The sequence below is a fragment of the Allobosea sp. FBZP-16 genome (genome assembly GCF_002831785.1).
In the GTDB taxonomy this organism is placed as follows: domain Bacteria; phylum Pseudomonadota; class Alphaproteobacteria; order Rhizobiales; family Beijerinckiaceae; genus Allobosea; species Allobosea lupini.
In genome coordinates this window covers 82,108-105,779 of sequence record NZ_LNCQ01000029.1, presented here as the reverse complement: position 1 = coordinate 105,779, position 23,672 = coordinate 82,108, and the positions used below count along the sequence as shown (strand labels likewise).

General features: G+C 65.1%; 23 protein-coding genes. 10 read left to right on the top strand and 13 right to left on the bottom strand.

Annotated features, from left to right (window positions below):
* The 3 genes from CXY91_RS15215 to CXY91_RS15205 all read right to left on the bottom strand — a co-directional run.
* Nucleotides 1-876, bottom strand: an 876-nt coding sequence (locus tag CXY91_RS15215; protein ID WP_100962183.1) for an ABC transporter substrate-binding protein, incomplete at its 3' end; no start/stop codon positions are given.
* 32 nt (nt 877-908) lie between these two features.
* Entirely contained in the window at nt 909-2,210 is a 1,302-nt protein-coding gene (locus CXY91_RS15210; RefSeq protein ID WP_100962182.1) for an ABC transporter substrate-binding protein, read from the bottom strand.
* Nucleotides 2,182-2,973, bottom strand: coding sequence for a FadR/GntR family transcriptional regulator (locus tag CXY91_RS15205; protein WP_100962181.1), 792 nt, complete (start codon nt 2,971-2,973; stop codon nt 2,182-2,184). The genes CXY91_RS15210 and CXY91_RS15205 overlap by 29 nt, the downstream gene beginning before the upstream one ends.
* A 96-nt stretch (nt 2,974-3,069) precedes the next feature.
* Here CXY91_RS15205 and CXY91_RS15200 point away from each other — a divergent pair, with 96 nt between their 5' ends.
* From CXY91_RS15200 to CXY91_RS15175, 6 genes are all read left to right on the top strand, one after another.
* Nucleotides 3,070-4,194: a mandelate racemase/muconate lactonizing enzyme family protein gene (locus tag CXY91_RS15200; RefSeq protein WP_100962180.1), complete on the top strand. Its 1,125-nt coding sequence runs from the start codon at nt 3,070-3,072 to the stop codon at nt 4,192-4,194.
* Nucleotides 4,195-4,348: 154 nt separating this feature from the next.
* The gene (locus tag CXY91_RS15195) at nt 4,349-5,221 is read left to right on the top strand and encodes a carbohydrate ABC transporter permease (RefSeq protein ID WP_100962179.1); all 873 of its coding nucleotides are present in this window, start codon (nt 4,349-4,351) and stop codon (nt 5,219-5,221) included.
* Nucleotides 5,214-6,041 (top strand): carbohydrate ABC transporter permease, encoded by an 828-nt coding sequence (locus CXY91_RS15190; RefSeq protein ID WP_248307502.1) that lies wholly within the window; start codon nt 5,214-5,216, stop codon nt 6,039-6,041. Before CXY91_RS15195 ends, CXY91_RS15190 begins: the two co-directional genes overlap by 8 nt.
* A gap of 5 nt (nt 6,042-6,046) precedes the next feature.
* On the top strand, nt 6,047-6,931 hold the full coding sequence (locus CXY91_RS15185; protein ID WP_248307501.1) for a DUF6772 family protein: 885 nt from the start codon (nt 6,047-6,049) through the stop codon (nt 6,929-6,931).
* Entirely contained in the window at nt 6,931-7,266 is a 336-nt protein-coding gene (locus tag CXY91_RS15180) for a hypothetical protein (RefSeq protein WP_100962178.1), read from the top strand. The genes CXY91_RS15185 and CXY91_RS15180 overlap by 1 nt, the downstream gene beginning before the upstream one ends.
* Before the next feature lie 459 nt (nt 7,267-7,725).
* The gene (locus tag CXY91_RS15175) at nt 7,726-8,124 is read left to right on the top strand and encodes a hypothetical protein (RefSeq protein WP_100962177.1); all 399 of its coding nucleotides are present in this window, start codon (nt 7,726-7,728) and stop codon (nt 8,122-8,124) included.
* A 288-nt stretch (nt 8,125-8,412) separates the two neighbouring features.
* Here the strand turns inward: CXY91_RS15175 and hydA are convergent, their stop codons facing one another.
* The 7 genes from hydA to CXY91_RS15140 are packed head-to-tail and all read right to left on the bottom strand — an operon-like array spanning nt 8,413 to nt 14,532.
* Nucleotides 8,413-9,891: a dihydropyrimidinase gene (gene hydA / locus CXY91_RS15170; protein ID WP_100962176.1), complete on the bottom strand. Its 1,479-nt coding sequence runs from the start codon at nt 9,889-9,891 to the stop codon at nt 8,413-8,415.
* Nucleotides 9,892-9,907: 16 nt separating this feature from the next.
* Entirely contained in the window at nt 9,908-10,558 is a 651-nt protein-coding gene (locus CXY91_RS15165) for an aspartate/glutamate racemase family protein (RefSeq protein ID WP_100962175.1), read from the bottom strand.
* 59 nt (nt 10,559-10,617) lie between these two features.
* A complete protein-coding gene (locus CXY91_RS15160; RefSeq protein WP_100962174.1) occupies nt 10,618-11,550 on the bottom strand; it encodes an N-carbamoyl-D-amino-acid hydrolase in 933 nt (310 codons plus the stop codon).
* Between the two features lie 25 nt (nt 11,551-11,575).
* The gene (locus tag CXY91_RS15155) at nt 11,576-12,241 is read right to left on the bottom strand and encodes an amino acid ABC transporter permease (RefSeq protein WP_100962173.1); all 666 of its coding nucleotides are present in this window, start codon (nt 12,239-12,241) and stop codon (nt 11,576-11,578) included.
* A complete protein-coding gene (locus CXY91_RS15150) occupies nt 12,241-12,915 on the bottom strand; it encodes an amino acid ABC transporter permease (protein WP_100962172.1) in 675 nt (224 codons plus the stop codon). The genes CXY91_RS15155 and CXY91_RS15150 overlap by 1 nt, the downstream gene beginning before the upstream one ends.
* 4 nt (nt 12,916-12,919) lie before the next feature.
* Nucleotides 12,920-13,663: an amino acid ABC transporter ATP-binding protein gene (locus CXY91_RS15145; RefSeq protein ID WP_100962171.1), complete on the bottom strand. Its 744-nt coding sequence runs from the start codon at nt 13,661-13,663 to the stop codon at nt 12,920-12,922.
* 38 nt (nt 13,664-13,701) lie between these two features.
* Complete coding sequence (locus CXY91_RS15140; protein ID WP_100962170.1) at nt 13,702-14,532, bottom strand: transporter substrate-binding domain-containing protein; 831 nt, start codon at nt 14,530-14,532, stop codon at nt 13,702-13,704.
* A gap of 137 nt (nt 14,533-14,669) precedes the next feature.
* Between CXY91_RS15140 and CXY91_RS15135 the strand changes: the two genes are divergently transcribed.
* Complete coding sequence (locus CXY91_RS15135; protein WP_091837065.1) at nt 14,670-15,578, top strand: LysR family transcriptional regulator; 909 nt, start codon at nt 14,670-14,672, stop codon at nt 15,576-15,578.
* 271 nt (nt 15,579-15,849) lie between these two features.
* On the opposite strand, the gene CXY91_RS15130 is transcribed toward CXY91_RS15135, so the two are convergent.
* Complete coding sequence (locus tag CXY91_RS15130; RefSeq protein WP_100962169.1) at nt 15,850-16,197, bottom strand: RidA family protein; 348 nt, start codon at nt 16,195-16,197, stop codon at nt 15,850-15,852.
* A gap of 304 nt (nt 16,198-16,501) precedes the next feature.
* Between CXY91_RS15130 and CXY91_RS30230 the strand changes: the two genes are divergently transcribed.
* Together CXY91_RS30230 and CXY91_RS15120 are read left to right on the top strand one after the other, a co-directional pair.
* Nucleotides 16,502-16,798, top strand: a complete 297-nt coding sequence (locus tag CXY91_RS30230) for a DUF6894 family protein (protein ID WP_210202606.1) — start codon at nt 16,502-16,504, stop codon at nt 16,796-16,798.
* A complete protein-coding gene (locus tag CXY91_RS15120; RefSeq protein ID WP_091842313.1) occupies nt 16,795-17,151 on the top strand; it encodes a response regulator in 357 nt (118 codons plus the stop codon). Before CXY91_RS30230 ends, CXY91_RS15120 begins: the two co-directional genes overlap by 4 nt.
* Here the strand turns inward: CXY91_RS15120 and CXY91_RS15115 are convergent.
* Entirely contained in the window at nt 17,148-18,677 is a 1,530-nt protein-coding gene (locus CXY91_RS15115) for a PAS domain-containing protein (protein ID WP_100962167.1), read from the bottom strand. The two genes, CXY91_RS15120 and CXY91_RS15115, sit on opposite strands and share 4 nt — an antisense overlap.
* 508 nt (nt 18,678-19,185) lie before the next feature.
* Here CXY91_RS15115 and CXY91_RS15110 point away from each other — a divergent pair.
* Nucleotides 19,186-22,296, top strand: a complete 3,111-nt coding sequence (locus CXY91_RS15110; RefSeq protein ID WP_100962166.1) for a hybrid sensor histidine kinase/response regulator — start codon at nt 19,186-19,188, stop codon at nt 22,294-22,296.
* 394 nt (nt 22,297-22,690) lie between these two features.
* Here CXY91_RS15110 and CXY91_RS15105 read toward each other — a convergent pair whose 3' ends face one another.
* Nucleotides 22,691-23,596, bottom strand: a complete 906-nt coding sequence (locus CXY91_RS15105) for a LysR family transcriptional regulator (protein ID WP_100962165.1) — start codon at nt 23,594-23,596, stop codon at nt 22,691-22,693.
* Nucleotides 23,597-23,672 lie beyond the last annotated feature (76 nt).

Here is a 23,672-nt window from a genome sequence, read left to right as displayed (position 1 = left end):
GCGCCCGCCATATTTGCCCTTGGCCGGGTCGTTGTAGGAGACGAGGCGCGCGAACGGATTGATCGTCATCGCCGCCCTGCCCTGCTGCATCCAGGTGGTGATCTCCTCATTGTTCACCGTGGCGAAGTTCCGCGGCAGCACGCCAGCCTTGTAGAGATCGGCAAGGATGGTCAGCGCTTTGACCATCGGAGGCTCGTTCGCGGTCAGCTTGCCGTCGGCCGTCATGTAGTCGCCGCCGAGGCAGCGCGAGACAGTCAGGAAATTCGAGGCGAAGACGGCGGTGAAGGCGAGGCCGTGGACCTGTGTGCCGTCCTCGCGCTTGAAGGTGAGCTTGCGCGCCACCTCGACCAGCTCCTCGAAGGTCGTCGGCAGCTTGTTGATGCCGCGTTCCTCCAGCAGCGCCTCGTTGTAGATCAGCGCATTGGTAGCGTGGCGGACCGGGATGCCGTGCAGGGCGCCATCGACCTTGAGCGGGCCGATCAGGCCGGGCGCGAAATCGTCGAAGGCCTCGATCGGCGCATCCTTGAGCAGCGTATCGAGCGGCTCGAACAGCTTGAGATTGCGCGGCACGGCGCGGCTATTAACGAGATAGGCGACGTCGATCGAGGTCTCGGCCAGCGAGGCCTCGCGCAGCAGGCGCTCATGCACGGCATTGACGTCGCCGAAGGTGACCCAGTTCAGGTTCGCCCCGCTCGTCTTACGGAAGGCCTCGGTGGCGTCGCCGCCCGGCCCGGTCGTGGCGGCGGTCTGGTGGACGCGGTGGCCGAGCGCGGTAAGCGTCTTCGCCTGCGCGAGGCTGCGACTTGGCAAAGCGGCAGCGGTTACGGCCGCGCCGGCGAGAGCGCCAAAGCGGCGGCGTGAGATCGGAAAGGTCATGGCATCTCCTCCGGGCCTTTTCTGCCTTGTGGTCAAGCCGGCAGCAGCGGCTGCACGCGCTTGACCAGCGAGGCCATCGCCTCCTCCGGCGTCTTCATGCCGAGCACCGCGGCCTCCGCCTCCTCCTTGAACAGGTCGCCGGCGCGGGCCGCCTCGTCGAAAGCCGGCAGCGGCACGCGCGCCACCTTCAGCACTTTCAGTTCTTCGGCCGCGTAAGGCACGGTCCCGGCGAAGCTCTGATCGGCATAGGTCGAGGCGCGCACCGGGCCGTTGCCGTTGAGCGCGGCCTTCAGCGTCGCCTCCTTCGAGGCCATTGCCTTGATGAAGCTCCAGGCGAGGTCTTTGCGCCTGGCGTTCTTCGGGATGACCATGCCCCAGAACTCGACCTTGGCCGGGGCGGCATCGTATTTGCCCGCCAGCGTCTTGGAGGCTGGAACGGCGATCGTCCTGATCTTGCCAGAGAATTTCGACTTCTGCGGATCGTTGTAGATGCGGTTGCGGCCCATGCTCTGCAGGCTCATCGCGGCGCGGCCCTGCTGCATCCAGACATTGACGTCCTCAGGCGAGAGCGTCGCGAAATTGCGCGGGAAGGCGTTGGCCTGGAAGAGCTCGCGCAAGGTCCGGATCGCGTTCAGCATCGGCGGCTGGTCGGCGGCGCATTTGAAGTCGGGCGTGATGAACTCGCCATCCCAGGCGCGGGCGAGGTCGATCACGTTGGGATAGGTCACGCCCGGCATGCACAGGCCGACGACCTGGGTGCCGTCGGAGCGGCGATAGCTGCAGGCCCTGGCGATCTCGATCATCTCCTCGATCGTCGCCGGCGGCTTGGAGAAGCCCTTCTCGGCCAGGATCTCCTCATTGTAGTGCAGGCCGGAGGAGGCATGGCGGAACGGGACGGCGAGCTGCTTCCCGCCGACAGTCATGCCCTGCATCAACCCGGGGAAGACGTCGGCCGGGTCCTCGAGCGGATCGCGCTTGAGATAGTCGTCGAGCGCTTCGAACAGATTTGCGGCGCGCGGCACGACCTGGGTGTTGAGGACGAAGCCGACATCGACCGAAGTCTCGCCAAGGCTCGTCTCGCGGAACAGCCGCTCCTGCAACGGGCCGGTGTCGAAGGTCGTCCACTGGACGCCGACGCCGTTCTTGGCGGCCCAATCCTTGGTGATGTCGCCGCCCTGTGCGCCGGTCGAGACCGTCTGCATGACGCGATGGGCAAAGACGTTGAACGGCCCACCTTGCTGCGCGCGTGCGCCTCCGGCGCCTAGCGCCGTGAAACTCAGCCCGAGGATGCCGGCGCCGAACTGCCTACGATTCAGCCATGTCTCCGTCGTCATGCCTGTCCTCCCGATGGTTCGCGAGTTCCGCGATGGCGGCTTCTGCCGCTTCGAAATGCTTGTTCATGGCGGCGAAAGCCGCGGCCTGATCGCCGACGCGGATCGCCTCGACGACGCGCACATGCCGCGCGAAGGTGCGGCGCCAGTCGTCCTTGGTGCGCTTCTCGCGCGAATTGAAGATCTCCATGACCTCGCGGATCACCGGCCGAAGCCCCCTGATCTGGAAATCGAGCAGACGATTGCCGGAGGAGGCGGCGATCGCCTCGTGGAAGTCGAGATCAGCCTCGATCCAGCGCGGCACATGGCCGAGTGCATCCTCCATGCGGGCGAGGATCAGATCGAGCTTCTCGACATCATCAGCCGAGCGCCGCGCGGCGCTATGGGCTGCGATCGGCGGCTCGAGGATGCGGCGCAATTCCACTGCCTCGGTCAGGCCATTGGCCCGGCCGCGCACGGCGAAACGATAGAAGCGGTCGAGCGGGGCGGCATCGAGCGCCTGAATACGGGTCGGCTTGCCCTGCTGGATGTGCACGACGCCCATCGCCGCGAGCTGGCGGATGGCCTCGCGGGCGATCGGCTTGCTGACGCCGAAGGAAGCGGCGATCCGCGCTTCCGACGGCAAAGCGTCACCGGGCTTTAGCCTGCCGTCCTGGATCGCCTGGGTGATGCGCTGGATCACGGCGTCGCCAAGCCGCATCGGGACGACGTCGCCGCCGGCAAATGGGTCGTCGCCACCCAGCAGGGATGAAGCGGCATCGCTCATCAATCACCTCCGTGCGGAGATCATTGACAGATGCCACTCAACTTGGCAACTGTTCAACCTATCAGATAAGTTGAGCACTTGTGAGGACGCCGCTTCATGCCGGCCAGCCGCATCTCGAAGGTGACCGTACATCCGCTGCGGGCGACCTTGCCCAAAGTCCAACGCACGTCGCAGGGCGACTATCCGGCGATCGAGATCGTCGTGGTCGAGGTCGAGACGGAGGATGGCGTCATCGGCTTCGGCGAAGGTCTCTGCCGCCGCGGCGCCGCCGGCTACGCCCGCTTCATCGAGGAGGCGCTGGTGCCGCGCCTGCTCGGCCGCGATGCCGCCGACCGGCGCTTGCTCTGGAAGGCGATGCGCGCCGCCTTGTCTGGGCGCCCGGGCGGCCAGATCGTCGAGGCGATCGCGGCGGTCGACATCGCGCTGTGGGACATCGCGGGCAAGCAGGCAGGCCAGCCGATCCACACGCTGCTCGGCGGCATGGGCCGCAAAGAAGTCGCCGCCTATGCCTCCTCGATCAACTGGCTCGACGATGCCACGGTCGAGGCCGAGGTCGCCGCTGTGCTGAAGGCCGGTTTCCGCGAGATCAAGGTCAAGCTCGGCCATCCGCTGCGCGACGCGATCGCCCGCGCCAGGCTCGTGCGCGAGCTCGCGGGCGACGATATCGCCCTCTATGTCGACGCGAACTGGGCCTATGACGTCGACGACGCGCTGATCATCGGGCGGGCGTTGGCCGATCTCGGCTATGGCTTTTTCGAGGAGCCGATCGCGCCGCAGGATCGCGAAGGCTATCGCCGCCTCGCCCAGCACCTGCCGATCCGGCTCGCCGCCGGCGAAAGCGATTTCGTCGCGACCGACGCGCTGATCTCGCTGCAGGACCGCTCGCTCGGGCTGATCCAGCCGGACGTGACGCGCTCGGGCGGGATCAGCGAGACCTGGCGCATCTGCGAGCTCGCCGCCGCCTTCAACACGGCTTATGCCCCGCATGTCGGCTGGTCGGGCGCGATCTGCGTCGCCGCCAGCCTGCAGCTTGCCGCAGCGGCCGAGACCTTCCGCACCTTCGAATGCATGGTCTACCAGAACCCGCTGCGCGACGCCTTCACTCATCCGATCGTCGGCGAAGGCTCCCAGCTGGTCGAGGGCAAGCTTTCCGTGCCGCAGGGACCGGGACTTGGCATCGAGATCGACCGCGACGCGCTCGCGCGCTTCAGGATCGCCTGACAATGCGCTGTGTTCTCGGTCTCCAATACCTCCGGAGTCATCCCGGACAAGCGGCGAAGCCGCGCCGATCCGGGATCCATTCCGGAACGGTTCAGGCATGGATCCCGGGTCTGCGCTTCGCTTCGCCCGGGATGACTAAGGTGGGGAACCATAGATGAGTCAGAGGACGCCCCTCTCCGCGATCGCACTGGTCTCGCCGGTCCAATTGATGATCGGCGGCATCATCTTCCTGCCGGCGATCTATGTCTTCTGGCTCAGCCTCAACCAGTCCTCCTTCGGCCAGGCGGCGAGCTTCGTCGGCTTCGCCAACTACGCCAAGGTGCTGGGCGACGCCTATTTCTGGAAGGCGCTGGTCAACACGGTGATCGTCGTCGCCGTGGTGGTGCATGTCGAGCTCCTGCTTGGTCTCGGCATGGCGCTGTTCTTCGCCTCGGGCGTGCCGTTCCGGCCGCTGCTGCTGGCGATCGTGCTCGCGCCCTATGCCGTCAGCGAGGTCTCGGCGGTGGTGATGTGGCGCTTCCTGTTCGAGCCCGATGTCGGGATGATGAGCCGGCTCCTGATCTCACTCGGACTGCCGCCGATCGAATGGGCGGTGAACCCGAGCCACGGCCTCGCCATGGTCAGCCTCCTCTCGATCTGGCTGCATCTGCCGTTCAGCTTCATCATCCTCTACGCGGCGAGGCTCTCGATCCCGAGCGATCTTTATGAGGCCGCCGCGATCGACGGCGCCTCGCCCTGGACCTCGTTCCGCCGGGTGACGCTGCCGCTGCTGATGCCGGCGCTGCTGGTCGCCGCCCTGTTCCGCTACATTTTCGCCTTCCGGCTATTCTCCGAGGTCTGGCTGATGACCGGCGGCGGCCCGGCGCGCTCGACCGAGGTGATGGCGGTCTACCTTTACCTCGAGGCCTTCCGCTACAACGCCTTCGGCCCGGCCGCCGCCACGGGCTGGCTCCTCGTGCTCGCCTCGCTCCTGCTCGCGCTGTTCTATCTGCGCCGGCTCTACAGGGAGATGTTCGCGCGTGACTAAGCTCCTGCGCCATCTCCTCAAGCTCGTCGGCGTGCTTGCGATCGTCGCCTGGTCGTTGGTGCCGATCGGCCTGATCGCACTGTCGTCCTTCAAGGCCGACCGCGACATCTTCTCGACCGGCAGCACCTTCTCCTTCGCGCCGACCTTGGCCAACTACCAGGCGCTCTGGAGTCGCTGGGGCGACTTCTTCTTCGGTTTGTGGAACAGCTTCCTGGTGACGGTCGGCGCGACCGTGCTCGCCGTCGGCGTCTCCCTGCTCGCCGGCTTCGCCTATTCGCGCTTCGCCTCGAAGGGCCTGCAGGCCTCGGCCTTCTTCCTGATCTTCATCCGGCTGATCCCGCCGATCGTGATCACGCTGCCGCTGTTTCCGGTGGTGAACTGGCTCGGGCTCAATGACACGCATTTCGTGCTGATCGTGCTCTACGCGACCTTCTTCGTCTCGCTCGGAACGGTGGTGATGCGCACCTTCATCGACCAGATTCCGCGCGAGCTCGACGAGGCCGCGATGATGGACGGCGCCTCGCAGATTCAGATCATCGCCCGCGTGATCCTGCCGATGGCGGCGCAGGGCATGCTCGCCGTCTCGGTCTTCGTCATCGTGTACGCCTGGAACGAGTTCCTCTTCGCCTTCATCTTCACCACGACCAAGGCCAAGACCGCGCCGCTGGTGATCTCCGAGATGATCGGCGCCGTCGAGGGCGTCGAATGGGGCGTGCTCTTCGCCGCCTCGACCGTGCAGCTCGTGCCGGTGCTCGCCTTCGTCATCCTCATGCAGAAGCATCTCGTCGCGGGCCTGACCGCCGGCGCGGTGAAGGGGTAATCGCCATGACCGACATCGACGCCCTGCGCCGCGCCATCCGCGAGGCCGATCCGCAGCTCAGCCGCTTCGATCCGCTGCCCCGCATCATCTGCCTCGACGATTTCGACCGCGGCATGTGCGGCTGGACGCAGCTCGTCGGCAACTACGAGGAGACGCTGGATGCGATGCTGCCGGGCTATGCCCAGCACAGCCACGCCATGCTCTCGACCCTGCCGAACTGGGATTTCGGCTCGCATGGCGGCGTCGACGGCTCCTATGCGCTGAAGATCGCGACGCGGCCGAAGAAGGGCGCGCAGAATGTCGCGATCAAGCGCCTGACCTTCCGAAAGCCTGGGCCGATCCGTCTCGAAGCCTATTTCACCTTCAAGCCCGAGGCGACGGATCTGCAGCTCTCGGAGACCGACATCCGCTCCTTCGGCTTCCTCTACGATCTCCAGATCGGCGATACCTCAGGCCCGGGCGATCGCGTCATGCCGCATTTGCGCTTCCTCAACGCGCAGGACGGCAAGCACATCCAGAGATGGCAGTTCAAGCGCCGGACGACGCCGATCAAGCCGATCGGGACGGCCGGCAAGACGATCACGCACTACCATCTTGCGCCCGATGACTGGGAAGACTTGCCCGGCGGCGAGCAGCGGCTCTGCTACAACGAGATCCCGACCAAGGTGAACTGGCATTATCTGCGCTTCGACTTCGACCTCGGCGCGATGCAGGCGACGCGTTTCCAGGTCAACGACCGCATCTTCGCCATGGACAACTTCGACTGCATCCGCATCCCGGCGATGAAGAACCTGTGGTGCATGCTCAATCTCGCCTTCTTCGCCGAGACCGACACCGACAAGCGCGCTTTCGCCTATCTCGATTCCGTCTGCCTGTCGGGAGAGTTCTGATGCTGCCCGAGAACCTGACCGCCGTCGTCGCCCGCAACGAGAGCTGGATCGGCGAAGCTGCGACCGAACCATACGAGGCCGGCTGGGCGAAGGAGGCGATCGTCTTTGTGCGCGCGCTGAAGCAGCCGAAGGGGCCTTTGCCAAAGGCGAGGGTCGAAATCTCCGCAGACGGCATGCACTGGTGCCATGAGGGTTCGGAATTCGCTCTGCCTGCGAGCAAGGACGCGGTGACCTTCCAGCGCCTTGCCCATTTCGGCAATTTTGTGCGCGTGGCGGCGACGCTGCCGGAGGGCGCCGAGATCACCTTGCTGGTGACACTTCATCTCAAAGCCTGACAGGGCGGAATGCAGAATGTACTAGAACATGGCTCGGGCACTTCGCCCGAAAGCGGGCCTCCAGAGCAAGACGATGGCGCGCTCGAAACCGACCAGGCACGCCGCTTGTCGCTCCAGAGCTCTTTCGCGGCGGAGATTGCGGACATCTGAGGTATCGTTCCGTCGGAACGGATCGTCCTGATCCAGTCCTCTTCCTTGAGCAGATGTGCCTGCTCGACAATCGCATTCGAGATTTCCGGCCCCGATTCAGAGACAGGCGCTCGCTAGGCAAAAGAACCGATGCGCCTCGTACAAGACCAGCATCCGCGACACCGGCAGCAAAGGTCGAGCCAGCCATCCATTGGGGGAAAGTGCCGACGCTCACCACGTGCGATGCGATCGTAAAAAACGCACCCTTCCCTTGCGGAGCATGCTCCGGACTGCACGATCGGTATCGATTCCCGCACAAGGCGCAGTCAGATGCGACTCAAACGCGCCAAGGACCCGGGCAATCAGCCGCGCCGGCGGACGATCGATCTCTTTCCCGCCTTCCGCTACAGCAGCGCCTTCGACATCTGCGTCTCGGCGGCCGGCTACAATGCGTTCCACGAGAACCTGCTGGGCGCAATACCGACGATCTTCGTGCCAAACGAGGCGGAAGAAATGGACCTGCAGCTGGTCCGGGCCAAATACGCGGAGGTTTGGGGCTGGCGATGCTGCTGCGCAGGGACCACGATCGCTATCGGATCGGCGAGGTGGTGGAAACGATGCTCGACGATCGCGCTCGAAACGGGATCAGACTGCGCTGCCAGCGACTTGATCGGCGCAATGGAGCAGACGACATCGCCAGCTTCGTCACAATGGCCGCGCATATGCTGAGAACTGACCGACTATTCAGCTAAACCGGATGCCTTTGCTGGGCGCCAGGAACTGCCGTTCAAGGCCTGCCAGGAAGCGGACATGTCGGTGAGGCTCGGTTGGCGACCGCACGCCAAGCTTCCGCTCGCAGCGTCGAATATGACGAGGCCCAGCGGCTTCTGCCGAGACGGCGTCGCCCGGTGACTGCTGTGGCGCGCAGACCATGCGCTGAGCTTCGCGCGGCCTCCGTGCCCCCCTCCCGTCCGTCAAAGGCATCTGAGCTCCCGGAGTAAGCACCGGCACAGCCGGTCAAAGCAGCATCGCGCCGAAATTGCTGGCCGGGTCCATTTCCCGCACGAGCCGACCGGTCGGTCTGGCCGCCCAGCCGCCGGTGCGGGCCAGCCAGCGACCGCTGCCAGGCGTGGCCTTCACCACCCCTTCAGCGATGACGCTCCGCCCGCGGACGAGCACGGTCTCGGGCCAGCCAATGGAATGACGTCCGGCAAAAGGCGTGAAACCCGTCCGGTCATGCATCATGGCGTCCGTGACTATGACCTCGCGATGCGGATCCCAGATCGCGATGTCGGCGTCATAGCCCGGCAGGAGCGCGCCCTTGCCCGGCAGGTTGTAAATCTGTGCCGGCGCGGTCGCGGTCAGCTGAACGAAGGCATCCAGCCCCCGCCCCGCGAATTCGGGCCGCTCCTTCGACACCATGGCGTCGAAGAGCAGCGGCAGCCTCGTCTCCAGCCCCGGCAAGCCGTTGGCGATCTGCTTGAAGTTCGGATTGGGACCGGCCGAAAGCTTGCCGGTTTCGTCGAAGCGATAGGGCGCATGGTCGGACGAGATGGTCTGAAGATCGCCGAGAGCCAAGCCCTGCCACAGCGCCTCCTGATCGTCGGTCTCGCGCGGCGGCGGCGAGCACATCCATTTCGCGCCTTCGAGGCCGGGTTTGTCGAGGTCGTCCTTCGTCAGGAAGAGATATTGCGGGCAGGTCTCGGCGAATATCTTCAGGCCCCTTCCCCGCGCCGCACGGACGGCCTCGACGCCCTCGCGGGTCGAGACGTGGAAGATCATCACCGGCTGGTCGAGCAGTTCGGAGGCCGCGATCAAGCGATTGAAGGCCTCCGCTTCCGACACGCGCGGATGGCTGACGCCGTGATATTTCGGCGCGACATAGCCCTTCTCGACGAGGCGACGCGCCATCCAGGCGATCATGCCGTGGTTCTCGGCATGGACGCAGACGAGCGCGCCGTTCTCGCGCGCCGTCAGCAGCAGGTCGAGCAAAGGTTCATCGTCCACCTTGATCAGGTCATAGGTCATGAAGACCTTGATCGAGGCGTGCCCCTCCGCGATCAGCGCCGGCAGGTCGGTCTCGAGCGTCTTGCGATCGGGATTGGCGACGATCAGGTGGAAGGCGTAGTCGATCATCGCGCCACGCCGCGCGAGCGCCGCATAGTCGTCGACGACCTTGCGCAGATCGAGCCCGCGATGCTGGGCGGCGAAGGAGATCAGCGTGGTGGTGCCGCCGAACGCGGCAGAGGCGGTGGCGCTTTCGAAGCTGTCTGCGTTGAGCAGGCCGCCGGCCGAGACCTGCTCGACATGGGCGTGGGTGTCGACGCCGCCGGGCAGGACGAGCTTGCCGGTCGCGTCGATCTCGTGCGTGGCCCGGCCGAGCCCCAGCCCGAGGGCGGCGACCTTGCCGTCCTTGACCGCGAGGTCGGCGCGGAAGCTGCCGGTCGCGCTGCCGATGGTGCCGCCACGGATGATGAGGTCGTAAGGGGTCGTCATTGCGTTGATCCTCGTCTCAGGTCCCGACCAGCACGGTGCCGAGCGCCATGGCGACGGCGGCCTGCGTCGGGTCGATCACCGGCACGCCCAGCGCCCGTTCGAGCGGGGCTCGGTGGCGGGCCATGCCGGCGCAGCCCATCACGACCACCCCTGCTCCGTCCAGATCGCGCAGCTCCCGGCCCTTCTCGATCATGCGGGCGAGCGTGCCTTCGCCCGAGGCGCTTTCGGCGACCGACATCTCCAGCGCGCGCTCGCCCGCCAGCCGCTCCATCAGCCCCATCTGGCGCAGATAGCGGATATGACGCGGGATGGAGCGCGACTTGATGGCGATGACCCCGAAACGATCGCCCCTCGCCAGCGCCGTCAGCACGCCGCATTCGGCGATGCCGAAGACCGGCTTTGCCGTTCCCTCGCGGCAGACGTGCAGGCCCGGATCGGAATAGCAGGCGATGACGAAGGCGTCGGCCTCGGCCGCCTCGATGCGCCGGCGCAGCGGCAGGGCCACGGCCTCGACATGCTCCTGCGTTTCGATGCCGAAGGGACCATCGGCCAGCGTCTCGCAGACGATCTCGGGGCTGCCCGGGCGCGCGAAGACCGCCAGCGCCTGGCGCAGCCCTTCGGTGACGGCCTCGTTCGAGTTCGGATTGATGACGAGGATGCGGCTCATGGTCTGTCTCCCCGAAAGGCTGCGCCCCTTGCGGCCGGGCGTCTGGTCGGTGGCAGTGCTTACGCCTCAGGCGGCGGCACTGCGCCGGTCTGGCTGGTGATGATCCCGTAATGCTCGATGCGGCGATGGCGGGCAAAATCGAAGATGGTCGATTTGCCGAAGGCCGTCTCATCGAGATCGCAGGCATGCACCAGCAATTCGTCGCCTTCCGTCTTGGCTTCGGCGACGATCTCGCCGTTAGGGTCGACGATCAGCGAGCCGCCGATCATATGGTGCCCGTCCTCGTCGCCGGCCTTGGCCACCGCCACGACCCAGGTGGCGTTCTGATAGGCGCCGGCCTGGACGCTGAGGCGGTTGTGGAAGAGGCGCTTTTCAGGGCCCTCTGCGCCGCGTTGCGAATTCACCGAGGGGGTGTTGTAGCCGATCAGCACCATCTCGACGCCCTGCAGGCCCATGACGCGGTAGGTTTCCGGCCAGCGCCGGTCGTTGCAGATCGCCATGCCGAGCACACCGCCCAGCGTGCGCCAGACCGGGAAGCCCAGATCACCCGGCTCGAAATAGCGCTTTTCGAGATGCTGATGCGTGCGCTCGGGATCGTATTCGGCGTGGCCGGGCAGATGGATCTTGCGGTACTTGCCGACGATGACGCCGGTCTTGTCGACGAGAACGCTCGTGTTGAAGTGATGCCCGTCCGATGTCTTTTCGGCGTAGCCAAAGGACATTGCGATGCCGTGCTCGCGCGCCCGGTCGAACAGGGCCTGCGTCGCCGGGCCGGGCATCGCATCCTCGAACCAGATGTCGGCCTCGCCACGGTCCTCGTGATACCAGCGCGGAAAGAAGGTCGTCAGCGCCAGCTCGGGATAGACGACCAGATCGGCACCCTTCCCCTTGGCTTCGTCGAGCAGCGCGATCATGCGGGCGATCACGGCCGCGCGGCTGTCGGCCTTCTGGATCGGGCCCATCTGGGCGGCGGCGACGGTGAGCATGCGCATGGCGCGTCCTTTCGATGATGGCCGCTCAGCGGGCGGCTGCGTGTTCGAGGCGGCTGACGAGCCTCACCGCCGGCCAGAGCAGCGCGAAATAGATCAGCGCGGCCAGCACGATCGGCGAGGCGTTGAAGGTGAGAGAACGGGCCATGTCGGCCGAGTAGAGCATCTCCTGCAGCGAGACGACGCTGGCGAGAGAGGTGAGCTTCACCACCTCGACCGTGTTCGAGACGAGGTCCGGCAGCACGTTGCGCAGGCCCTGCGGCAGGATCACCCAGGTGAACGTCTGATCCGCCCTCAGCCCCGTCGAGCGCGCCGCTTCCCACTGCCCGGCGGGGACGCTCTCAATGCCCGCACGGATGATTTCGCCGTAATAGGCGGCGTTGTTGAGGAAGAAGGCGATCACCACCGCCGTGAGCGGCGAGATGCGCAGGCCGAGAAAAGGCAGCCCCGAATAGACGAGGATCAACACCACCAGCGGGGGTAAGGCGCGCATCAGGTCGACGAGCAGCGTCACCGAAACCCGCAGGGCGCGAACCGTGGATCGGCTGGCCAACGCCACCACCACGCCGCCGATGAGGCCCATCGGGATGACGATCAGGCAGATGAGCAGGGTGGTCTTCAAGCCCTGCAGCACCAGCGGCAGGGCCTTGGCCATAATGTCGAGATTGAAGAACTGCTGAAGGAGCACGTCCATTACTGGCGCCTCCAGGCGAAGCGGCTCTCGATCAGCCGACCGAGGCCGATGACCGGGATGAAGAGCAGGAGATAGGCGAAGGCGCCCATCAGCAGCGGCGTGGCATTGCCCGAGAAGGAGACCGCGGTCGTTGCCTGGTTGATGATCTCCGGCACGCCGATCACCGTTCCCAGTGCGGTGTTCTTGGTGATGGCGATGGTGCGGTTGGTCAATGGCGCCACGGCGAGGCGCAGCGCCTGCGGCAGGACGACGTAGAGAAGCGTTTGGGTCTCGGTGAGCCCGGTCGAGCGGGCAGCCTCGCGCTGGCCGCGTTTCACTGCGATCAGCCCTGCCCAGACGATTTCCTCGGCGAAGGCGGCGAGCACCAGCGAAAGCACGAGCCAGAGCACCGCGAAGCTTGGCAGTTCGATGCCGACATTGGGCAGGCCGAAGAAGACCAGCAGCACGAGCACGAGCGGGGGCACCGCGCGGAAGAGATCGACGAAGAGCATCAGCGGCCAGGCAAACCAGCGGCCGGCCCGCCAGCGCACCAGCGCGAGTGCCAGGCCCAAGAGCAGGCCCGTCCCGACGACGAGCGCCGCGATCTCGATCGTCACGACGAGCCCGCTCAGGATCGCCGGCCAGGTGGCGGCGATCAGCTTGGCGTTCAGGAAGCTGTCGAGGAAGCGATCCATGGCGCTACCGGGCGACCTCGGAGACGAAGGTGCGGGTGCGCTCGTGGCGTGGCGAACCGAAGATCTGCTCGGGCGGGCCCTGCTCGACGATGACGCCGCCATCCATGAAGACGACGCGGTCGGCCGCCTCGCGGGCGAAACGCATCTCGTGGCTGACGACCAGCATCGTCATCCCGGCGGCGCGCATGTCGCGCATTGCCTGCAGCACCGAGCCGACGAGTTCGGGGTCGAGCGCCGAGGTCGGCTCGTCGAACAGCATCAGGCCGGGCTCCAGCGCCGAGGCGCGGGCAATGGCGACGCGCTGCTGCTGGCCGCCGGAGAGTTCCCCCGGATAGGACGCGGCCTTATGCGCGAGGCCGACGCGCTCGAGCGCGGCCATGCCGATGCGCTCGGCCTCGGCGCGCGGCTTCTTCAGAACCTTGCGCAGCGCCAGCGTGACGTTCCCCAGCGCGCTCATGTGCGGGTAGAGGTTGAAGGACTGGAAGACCATGCCCATACGCCGGCGCAGCGCGTTGATGTCGATCCTGTCGGCCAGCACCTCCTGCCCGTCGAACCAGATCGAGCCGCCGCTGGCCTCTTCCAGCCGGTTGCAGCACCGCAGCAGCGTGCTCTTGCCGGAGCCGGAAGGGCCGATGAGGAAGACGAGTTCGCCGGGCGAGACGGCGAGGTCGATGCCCTTGAGGACCTCGGCCGCGCCATAGCTCTTGCGCAGGCCGCGGATGTCCAGCAGCGGGTGGGCCGGACGCATGGTTCCAGCCTGTCCGCGAGCCGACGCAATCGCCTCGCTCACTTGCAAGTGGGGGTATGCGCCGCGGCATCATAGCCCGGCATGTCGGGCACGCCATAACCCGGGAACGGAGTGACGGCGGCGGAGCCGGCCGCCGGCTTGGTGCCGAACCATTTCTCATGGAGAGCGGTAATGGTGCCGTTGGTCTTCAGGCACTCGATGGCCTGGTCGAGCTCGCTGCGCAGCGGCCCGGAATCCTTGCGCAGTGCGACGGCCCAGACCAGCCCGGTCGAATAGGTGTAGGAGAGCTGGATCTGCGGATTGCTCTTGGCCGCCCACTGCACGACCGTGTTGCCGGCGACATTGGCGTAGGCCCGGCCGGAGATGACGGCCTGGACGGCGTCGGTCTGCGTGCCGAAGGATTCGACCTTCCAGCCGATCTTCTCTTCGAGGCCGCGCGCCCAGCTGTCATAGGCCGAGCCCTTGTTGACCGAGATGACCTTGCCCTTGAGTTCTTCGAGGGCGGTGATCGGCGGCGCGCCTTTCTTCGTCAGGAACTGGAAGTCGGTGTTGAGATAGCCTTCGGTAAAGAGCAGGCTTTCGGCGCGCTCCTTGCTGACCGTTACCGGCGCGACGATGAAGTCGTAGGTGCCGGCCTGCAGGGCCGGGATCAGCCCGGAAAACTGAGCGGCATCGACTGTCACCGTCTTGCCGAGCTGCTTGCCGATGGCCTCGGCCAGATCAACGTTGAAGCCCTCGATGCCGCCGGAGAGCTTGGGCATGGCGTGGGGCGCGAACGTGCCATCGACGGCGGTCTTCAACGTCGTCTGCGCCATCGCGGCGGGGGCAAGCAGCAAGGTCAAGCCGATGGTGGCGATTCTGGCGAACATGGCGCGCTCCTGGGAACGGGAAACCGCAGGATAGTCAGGGCCGGAAAGCCGCCACAATATCAGATCTAGAAAAATCACTAGCCCTACTATCAATCCAATTTATACTGCCCGCGATCTGTCCAGCGGAGCCGGCCGACGTGCTGAATTTGCGGCAACTCGAGATCTTTCGGGAGGTCATTCGCTGCCAGACGACAGTGGCGGCGGCGCAGGGGCTGGCCTTGTCGCAGCCGGCGGTGAGCACCGCGGTCAAGCAGATGGAACGGCAGCTCGGCTTCCAGCTGTTCCAGCGGCAGGGCAACCGGCTGATCCCGACGCCGGAAGCGCTCGAGATGTATCGCGACAGCGATCCCATCTTCTCGATGGTCCAGTCCTTCTCGCGCAAGGTCACCGCGCTGCGCGACACGCGCAGCGGCTCGCTACGGCTTCTCGCGACGCCCCCGATCGCCAATGCACTGGTGCCCCGCGCCCTGGCGCGCTTCGCGAGCAGCCGGCCGGAGCTGCATGTCGATTTCGACGTGCGCCGTACCGATGGCGTCATCGAAGGGCTGGAGAGCGGCGCAGCCGATCTCGGCGTCTCGCTGGAGCCCTATGCGAGGCCGGGATTGGAGGCGGAACTGATCGGTGCCGGGCAGATGGTCTGCGCCATGACGCGGGACCATCCGCTGACCGCCAAAAGCGAGATTTCTCCTGCCATGCTCTCCGGCCACCGGATGATCGGCTTTGAGCCGGGCGCACGGCTCGGGCTGCTGCTGCAGCGGGACTTCTTCGCCGGTGCGCGCCCGGCCTGCCCGATCGAGGTGCGCTACAGCAACACGGCCTGCCTGCTGGCCGAGGCCGGCCTCGGCGTGGCGCTGGTCGATTCCTTTACCGCGATCAGCGGCAGCCGCTACCGGCTGGAAGTGCGGCCCCTTAGCCCGCGCGTCTCGGTCGAGGCCTATGCGCTCTATCAGAAGGCGCGCGCCCCCAAACGGCTCATCCGAGCCTTCATCGACGAGCTGAAGAAGGCGGTTCGCCCCGCCTTCCTGGAGACCGGCGAAGATCGCTGAAGTCACAGGAGCGCAGTGCTTGACTGGCCCGCGAGAAGCGTCGGCTCCGGACGGCCCACGCTCTCGGTCGCCAGCCCCAGGCGTCCGCTTCTGATGCCGCGCCGGCAGAGTGCGAAGCGCCAAGAGCAGAACTTGGCGCACCCCACGAAAGCAGACTTCGGGATCTGCAGTGATTGCCGCACTGCAGAATCAATTGTTTCCGAAGCGCCGATCGTCGAGCGATCAAGCCCGACGGATTGTCCTCGCATTTGGCGACGGGATCGGCGCTGGACTATCGAGAGGCGATCGCCGTCATCTCGACGAGCAGATCCGGATAGGCAAGGCGCGCCTCGACGGTCGCGCGGGCTGGCGCGTGGTCATTTGCGACCCAGGCGTCCCAAGCTTCGTTCATGGCGGCGAACCCCGCCATGTCGGCGAGATAGATGGTAACGCTGGCCAGGTTGTTCTTGGAGACGCCGGCCTGGGCCAGCGTCTCATCGAGGCTGCGCAGAACTTCCTCGGTCTGCACCTTGACGGATTGTCCGCGCGTCTGCTCCGCGACATGGCCTGCAAGGAAGATCAGATCTCCGACGATGACTGCGTCGCTCCAGCGTTCCGTCATGCCAATTCGTTCGATCATAGGGTCAGCTCCATCTACTCGGTCTTCGGCCGATTTCCGGGGGTCGGTTCACCAGCACTGATCGCCTCTAGGACGCATATGGCGACGACGCCATATCGCCGCGATGCGCCATCTGCAGACATTCTCTCTCTAGCCGAGCAGACGTCGACGACGTGATCGGCACTCAGTCGCCGGCAATTTCCAGCCCAGTTGAAGGATCGATCCGTTTTTCCATCACGCCGCAGAGCTGTCGTCACGAAAAAGAAAACGGAGCATCGCGGAACATGCTGACCTCTCCTACCGTTCGGCCCTAGGGGGATCGGAGATGGCTGCGATGCCAACCTACGTTGTGCGCATGGATGTCGGCGAAGGACCCGATCGGGGAGAACCAATGGAATTCCCCGACGCCTCGGCAGCCCGACGGGACGCACAGATCGCGATAGCCGAGATCGCCCGGGATCATATTCCTGGCAAGCGCGAAGCCCATATGGCCGTCGAAATAGACGACGAGCATGGCGCAGCGATCTATCGCGCGAAACTGGAATTCAGCGGTTACGACGGCGAAGAGCCGGAGATGGACCCTGATGGAACCCGACCGCCACAGAACGGACCATGTGAGTGAGCAAGCCAATCGCGTTGATCGTCGAAGACGAGCCACTGCTGATGATGCACGCGGTGGATATCGTCGAGGATGCGGGGTTCGATGTTCTGGAGGCGGCCAATGCGGACGCCGCCGTCGCCATCCTGGAGACCCGCGACGATATTCGCGTCGTTGTCACCGATGTCCAGATGCCGGGCAGCATGGACGGGGTCAAGTTGGCCAAGGCGGTGCGCGATCGCTGGCCGCCGATCCTGATCATCGTGGTCTCGGGTCACCACAAGCTACAATCAGGCGAATTGCCGGACGATGTGACATTCTTGAGCAAGCCTTATTCCGCGCGCCAGATGCATCAGGCACTTTCGCGGATGGGTTAGTCGAAGGACGAGGTGATATTGCGCCGGAACAGTTCTTCGTCGTCCGGCGTGCCGCTGATTTTGTCCTGGTCCGGGAGCGGCGCCTCGACTGTGAACAAGACACCGGATGGCAGGTAACTCAGCGAGCCCTTGCCATTGAGTTCGGCCGTCAGCACCTTTTCGATGAGCCGAGTGCCGAAACCGCGGCGGCTGGGCTGGCCTGTGACCTTCGGCCCCCCGACCTCCTGCCAGCGGAACTCGATCATCTTCGAGCCTGCGTGATCGGCAATTTGCCAATCGATCACGACATGGCCGTCGGGCACCGACAAAGCGCCGTACTTCGCCGCGTTGGTCGACAACTCGTGCAGAGCGAGCACCATCGCCATGGCCGCCCGAGGCGGCAGGCTGATTGGCGGACCGCCAACGCGGAAGCGCCTTGCCCCCGGGGCTTCGAAAGACTCTGTGGCACTCGCGACCACCTCCGCGATGGTCGCACTCTGCCATTCCTCCCGCGTCAGCAGGTCATGAGCCGATGCCAGCGACTGCATGCGTGCGGTGAGAACCTCGGTCGCTTCCTGGAGCGAACCTGCATTGCGCAGCGTCTGCGTCGCGATCGACTGGATAGTCGCCATCGAGTTCTTGACGCGGTGCTTCAACTCGGCGGTGAGCAGCAGCCGCTGCTCTTCATTACGGCGGCTTTCGGTAACATCGAGCGTGACGCCGGCCATGCTGAGCGGCTTACCTTCCGCGGAGTAGTAGGGCCGCGCGCGCGCCATGATCCAGCGCGTTTCGCCGCTCGGTATCTCGATCCGGTATTCCTGCTCGTAGTCGTGATGTTCCTCGATGGCATCCTCGACGGATTGCTGCATGCGCTGCCGCTCTTCCGGCAGGACTGTCGCGATGAGGTCCTGATAGGTGAAGGGTTCGGCCGGCTGTCGCCCGAAATTGCGCTTGCAGATGTCCGAGCAGGTCAGCCGCATGTCGGTGAGGTCGAGCGTCCATGAGCCGAGGCGGGCCGCCTGGATCGTGAATTTGAGGCGCTCCTCGGACTGCCGGAGCTCACGGGTGCGGCGCTCGACCTCCTTCTCCAGCTTGTCGTGCTCGCGCTGGAGACGCACCAGACGGTCGCGCTCCAGCGTGACGTCGAACTGGGACGCGAAGAAATAGGTCAGGTGGCCGTCCTCGTCGAAAACTGGCGAGATCAGCACGCGGTTGAAGAACCGACTGCCGTCCTTGCGGTGATTGACGATCTCCATCTCGATCTGCGAGCGGCGCTCGATCGCGTCGCGCAGCTTGGCCACATCGGCGGAATCGGTATCCGGCCCTTGAAGAAATCGGCAGTTGTGCCCGAGACACTCCTCGCGCTCGTAGCCGGTCAGGCGCAGGAAAGCGTCGTTGACGAAGACGATCGGATTGTCGGGCTGGTTGGGATCGGTGATCAACATCGGCATCCGCGTCGCGCGGACGGCGGATGCGAACGGATCCGATGACTTGCCGACCTTGTCGATCTCGCTCTCGATACGATCGTGCTCGGTTTCGGCATTCATGCGTTCTGGATCTCCTGGTGTGCTTCGTAACCCAAGACATTCCCGATAGTCGTGTCATTTGCTGGACGACGCGACGGCATATGGCTGTAGCGAGAATGCAACTCTCTCGACCGCGGTGAGTTCAATCGTGGATTCGTCGAACCTACCGAAGCTCCTTATGGATGCGCGGCTTACCTCAGATTATAGGGCAGAATGACAGCTGCCGAACGCGACGCCCGATTCATATGCTGCCCCGGCCGGGGACGGTGGACCTGCGACGCCTGACATAAAGTACCGTAGGTCGGACGTAGCCTAGTGACGCGGGCATGCGGCGCAGCCAACGCCCCGATAGTCCATACCTTCGGCCCGAACCTGCTGAACCGCTTCCAGGTGATTGCTGAGCAGGTGGTTACGGACTGATCGGATCTCCCCATCTCGGCATGCTGTTCAAGCCGCGCGGCTGCCGCAGCAGAATGTATTGACACGACTAAATCAGCAGTCGATTCCAGCGCATATGATGACCGGTCCAATGCAGAACATCGCCCTCACGCCCGATCTTGAGGATTTCGTATCCGAGCAACTGGCCTCTGGTCATTATGCGGATTCGAGCGAAGTGGTCCGCGCCGCCTTGAAAGTCCTCCGGGATAGGCCTCGCCTTTCGACGCCGAAGGAACGCACGGCATGGCCAGTGGCTGGGGGAGAATGTGGTGCGTTGATCCGCGAGCGGGACTGGGCAGCGACCAGCCTCGGCGCCGTCGATACCTGGCCGGTCGAAATGCGAGCCACGATCGCCAATATCGTGAACTCCCCGGTGGCCAAGGTGCTGATGTGGGGGCCCGACCACATCATGCTCTACAACGATGCCTACAGGACGATAGCCGGGGAGCGTCATCCTTCGGCTCTCGGCAGCCCGGTTGCGACGGCGTTTCCCGAGGTATGGGACTGGAACCGGCCAATTCTGGAAGCCGGCCTGCGCGGCGAAACCATCTCTTATCGCGACCAGCCCATCGAATTCGACAGGCCAGACGGCAGGACGACGCTCTATCTCGACCTGTTCTATACGCCGGTCTACGAAGCTGATGGCGGCGTTGGCGGCGTCATGTGCACGATCGTTGACAACAGCGCACGGGTCGAGGCGGAACGGCGCGTCGCCGTCAGCGAAACCGAATTGCTGCGGGTCACCGACGCCCTGCCGATGCTGGTCTCCTATGTCGACCGGGAGCACGTCTATCGCTTCGCCAACATCGCCTACGAAAGCTGGTTCGGGATGTCGCCCGCCAGCATGATCGGGCGACACGTCAGGGACGTCATCGGCGATGCGCCTTATCAGGATCGCCGAGCAGATCTCGACCGCGGGCTTGCGGGTGAGCGCTTCACCGCAGAAACGACGATGCCCCACCGTGATGGCGTGACCCGGCGGCTCGAGGTTCGCTATGTGCCGCGCATTGAGCCGGACGGCTCGATCCCTGGCGTATACGTTCTGGGAATCGACGTGCAGGAGCGTGCTCTGCGCGAGGCGGCACTGGCGCGCAGCAACAGCCGGTTTCGTCGGGCGATGGATGCCGTTCACGGGGTGTTGTGGACCAACAGTCCCGACGGCCGGATGGATGGCGAGCAGCCCGGCTGGGCTGCGCTCACCGGTCAGGCCTATGAGGAATACCAGGGTTTCGGCTGGGCTGACGCTGTGCACCCCGATGACCAGTCCGCATCCGTCGAAAGCTGGAACGCGGCGGTCGATGCGCGGAGCATGTACGTCCACGAGCACCGCGTGCGCGACAGCAGCGGCAGCTGGCGCACCTTCGCGATCCGGGCCTTGCCGGTGTTCGACACGGTCGGGGAGATCGTCGAATGGGTCGGCGTCCATACCGACATCACCCATCAGCGAGCGGCTGAAGCCGCTCTTCGTGCGCAGGCCGAGGACCTCGCCCGGCAGGTACGGCATCGCGAGCGGGCCGAGGCGCAGTTGCGACAGCTCAACGATAACCTGGAAGCTCGCGTCATCGCCGAGATCGACGAGCGGCGGCAGGCTGAAGCCAAGCTTGCACAGGCTCAGAAGATGGAGACGGTCGGCAAGCTCACGGGAGGCGTCGCGCACGACTTCAACAATTTGCTGCAGGTCGTGGCAGGCAACCTCCAGCTTCTGGCAAAGGACATCGCCGGCAATGAACGCGCCGAACGACGCGTGACCAACGCGATGGCCGGCGTCTCCCGCGGGGCCAAGCTCGCCTCGCAGCTTCTCGCCTTCGGACGCCGTCAGGCACTCGAACCCAAGGTCGTCAATGTCAGCCGCTTCGTGCGCGGCATGGACGACATGCTGCGCCGCGCGCTCGGCGAAGCGATCGAGATCGAGACCGTGGTCGGCGGCGGCTTGTGGAACACGTTCATCGACCCAGCCCAGATCGAGAACGCCTTGCTCAATCTCGCGATCAATGCCCGCGATGCGATGGAGGGCCAGGGCAAGCTCACCATCGAACTCTCGAACACCATGTTGGACGATGCCTATGTCCGCGCCCATGACGACGTGACAGCGGGGCAGTACGTCATGCTTGCGGTCACCGATACCGGCAGCGGCATGGCGCCCGAGATCATCGACAAGGTGTTCGAGCCGTTCTTCTCGACGAAGGGCGAGGGCAAGGGCTCGGGGCTCGGCCTCTCCATGGTCTATGGCTTCGTCAAGCAATCGGGCGGCCATGTGAAGATCTATTCCGAGGTCGGGCATGGCACGACAATCAAGCTTTATCTGCCCCGCGCACTCGAGAGCGAGGATGTCGAGGTCGCGGTCGATACCGGCCCCGTCGCGGGCGGGACCGAGACGGTGCTCGTGGTCGAGGACGACGAGGAGGTTCGCGCGACGGTCGTCGAGCTCTTGGCCGATCTGGGCTACCGCGTGCTCAAGGCCGTCGATGCCGCAAGTGCGCTGAACGTGATCGAGAGCGGCGTTCCGATCGACATGCTCTTCACGGACGTCGTGATGCCCGGCACGCTGAAGAGCCCGGAGCTGGCCCGCAAGGCGCGTGAGCGCCTCCCGAACATCGCCGTGCTGTTCACCTCGGGGTATACCGAGAACTCCATCGTGCATGGGGGCAAGCTGGATGCGGGCGTCGAGCTGCTCTCGAAGCCCTACACGCGCGAAGCGCTGGCGCGAAAGGTCAGGCACGTCCTGGCAAACCAGCAGCAGCGGAATGCCGCAGCGGCCCAACGCAGGGAGCCGGAGATAGCCGCCGTGCCGGCGCCGCCGGCCGCCGCGAATGCGCGACGCACCGTACTCCTTGTCGAAGATGATGCGCTGATCCGCATGAACACGGCCGAAATCATCGAGGAGGCGGGCTTCGTCGTTGTGGATGCCGGAAGCGCCGAAGAGGCGATGGCCGCGCTGCAGACGGCTCCCGTCGACATCCTGGTGACCGACATCAATCTCCCGGGAGCATCCGGCACCGAGCTTGCCGCTCGTGCACGCGAACTTCGGCCGCAGGTCGTCGTCGTGTTCGCAACCGGCGACGCGTCCACCGTCGCGAAGGACGAGCGCGCGTCGATCCTCGTCAAGCCTTACGGGGAACACAGCTTGCTGGAGGTTCTCGGCGTGAAAGCGCCTGCGAGCCAACCGAGCTCGCTGAGCAACTCCGACACCGACCCGATATGAGGTCATGCCGCGGAAGCCATCCGCACATGCTGGCGGGTGGCACCATCACGCCCTCGCTTCACGTGGCCGTGTCCGACGCTCCGGCTTTGACGAAACGAGGAGAGTCATCCTGGGGGCGAGAGGTGGCATCGGCTGGCCCTGCATCCCGGCACTGTCGACACAGCTCCATCGGTGCCCTATCGCGGCGAAGCAGGCAAGCCCGGGACCTTCCGGCCGCGCGAAGCGGCAGCCCATCGTCTTGCTGTCGTCGACGCTGCCGTTTCTGAACAATCCGGACATCGTCTCGCCTGGGACGGATCTCGCATTCCGTTCTGACGTCCTGCTGAGATTGCCCGCGCTGCGCCAGCAGCCGCCATTGACTGTTCGCGCGCAAGCGGACGTTCTGCAAACGCGACTACGGCTCGGCGTTCCACTTGAAGTCGCGGATATGCTGCAGGAACACAGACATAGCCGCGCTCTGGTGGCGCCGGTTTGGATAGTAGAGAAACCAGCTCGGCAGCTCGGGCGACCAATCGGGTAACAGTTCCACCAGGCGGCCCTCATTGAGATGCCGCTTCGCGTAGTCCTCGAAGACATGCGCGATGCCTTGTCCCGTCAGCGCCGCCTGCAGCTCCTGATGCGCCGAGCTCAGCGTCAGACGGCCCTCGGGGGCGATCTCCAAGCGCTCGCCGTTCTTCTCGAACTGCCAACTGACGATCGCTCCTCCGGGAAAGCGACGACGGATGCAGTCGAATCCCATCAGATCCGGCGGTATCACCGGCGCGGCGCGACCCCGAAGATAGTTCGGCGAGGCGACGATCGTGTAGCGCAAGGCAGGCCCGAGCGGCACCGCGATCATGTCCTGCTCCAGCTGCCTGCCGAACCGCACTCCGGCATCGAAGCCCTGCTGGACGATATCGATGATCGCCGCGTCGCTGATCAGCTCGACCTTCACCTCCGGAAAGCGTCGCATGAAGTCAAAGACCAGCGGACACAGCACGTGGTCGACTGCCGGGCCGGGTGCATTGATCCGCAGCGTGCCCGTCGGGGTCTCGCGCAGTCGGTCGAGATCCTCGATCGCCAGCCTGATGTCGCGCAAGGTCGGAACGAGCCGTTCGTAAAGCCGCGCTCCGGCTTCCGTGGGCGCGACGCTGCGCGTGGTTCGATTCAGCAGGCGCAGGCCCAGCGTCCCCTCCAGCGCACCGATGCTCTGGCTCAGCGCCGCCGACGAGACGCCTCGCTCCGCCGCCGCCGCGCGAAAGCCCCCGCATCTGACGATCGATGCGAAGGCGTCGAGACTGTCGAGGCGGAGCGGTCTCATTGCGACATTCTGCTTATCAAGCTGATCGGGAGAAGACGTCTTATCTGATCAATCGTGCACCGTCATCTTGAGTTGG

Bases quoted from the DNA above. Each gene is read 5' to 3' on its own strand.
- CXY91_RS15210 (WP_100962182.1), bottom strand. From the start codon at position 2,210: ATGACGACGGAGACATGGCTGAATCGTAGGCAGTTCGGCGCCGGCATC.
- CXY91_RS15205 (WP_100962181.1), bottom strand. From the start codon at position 2,973: ATGAGCGATGCCGCTTCATCCCTGCTGGGTGGCGACGACCCATTTGCC.
- CXY91_RS15200 (WP_100962180.1), top strand. From the start codon at position 3,070: ATGCCGGCCAGCCGCATCTCGAAGGTGACCGTACATCCGCTGCGGGCG.
- CXY91_RS15195 (WP_100962179.1), top strand. From the start codon at position 4,349: ATGAGTCAGAGGACGCCCCTCTCCGCGATCGCACTGGTCTCGCCGGTC.
- CXY91_RS15185 (WP_248307501.1), top strand. From the start codon at position 6,047: ATGACCGACATCGACGCCCTGCGCCGCGCCATCCGCGAGGCCGATCCG.
- CXY91_RS15180 (WP_100962178.1), top strand. From the start codon at position 6,931: ATGCTGCCCGAGAACCTGACCGCCGTCGTCGCCCGCAACGAGAGCTGG.
- CXY91_RS15175 (WP_100962177.1), top strand. From the start codon at position 7,726: ATGCGACTCAAACGCGCCAAGGACCCGGGCAATCAGCCGCGCCGGCGG.
- hydA (WP_100962176.1), bottom strand. From the start codon at position 9,891: ATGACGACCCCTTACGACCTCATCATCCGTGGCGGCACCATCGGCAGC.
- CXY91_RS15165 (WP_100962175.1), bottom strand. From the start codon at position 10,558: ATGAGCCGCATCCTCGTCATCAATCCGAACTCGAACGAGGCCGTCACC.
- CXY91_RS15160 (WP_100962174.1), bottom strand. From the start codon at position 11,550: ATGCGCATGCTCACCGTCGCCGCCGCCCAGATGGGCCCGATCCAGAAG.
- CXY91_RS15155 (WP_100962173.1), bottom strand. From the start codon at position 12,241: ATGGACGTGCTCCTTCAGCAGTTCTTCAATCTCGACATTATGGCCAAG.
- CXY91_RS15150 (WP_100962172.1), bottom strand. From the start codon at position 12,915: ATGGATCGCTTCCTCGACAGCTTCCTGAACGCCAAGCTGATCGCCGCC.
- CXY91_RS15145 (WP_100962171.1), bottom strand. From the start codon at position 13,663: ATGCGTCCGGCCCACCCGCTGCTGGACATCCGCGGCCTGCGCAAGAGC.
- CXY91_RS15140 (WP_100962170.1), bottom strand. From the start codon at position 14,532: ATGTTCGCCAGAATCGCCACCATCGGCTTGACCTTGCTGCTTGCCCCC.
- CXY91_RS15130 (WP_100962169.1), bottom strand. From the start codon at position 16,197: ATGATCGAACGAATTGGCATGACGGAACGCTGGAGCGACGCAGTCATC.
- CXY91_RS30230 (WP_210202606.1), top strand. From the start codon at position 16,502: ATGGCTGCGATGCCAACCTACGTTGTGCGCATGGATGTCGGCGAAGGA.
- CXY91_RS15115 (WP_100962167.1), bottom strand. From the start codon at position 18,677: ATGAATGCCGAAACCGAGCACGATCGTATCGAGAGCGAGATCGACAAG.
- CXY91_RS15110 (WP_100962166.1), top strand. From the start codon at position 19,186: ATGCAGAACATCGCCCTCACGCCCGATCTTGAGGATTTCGTATCCGAG.
- CXY91_RS15105 (WP_100962165.1), bottom strand. From the start codon at position 23,596: ATGAGACCGCTCCGCCTCGACAGTCTCGACGCCTTCGCATCGATCGTC.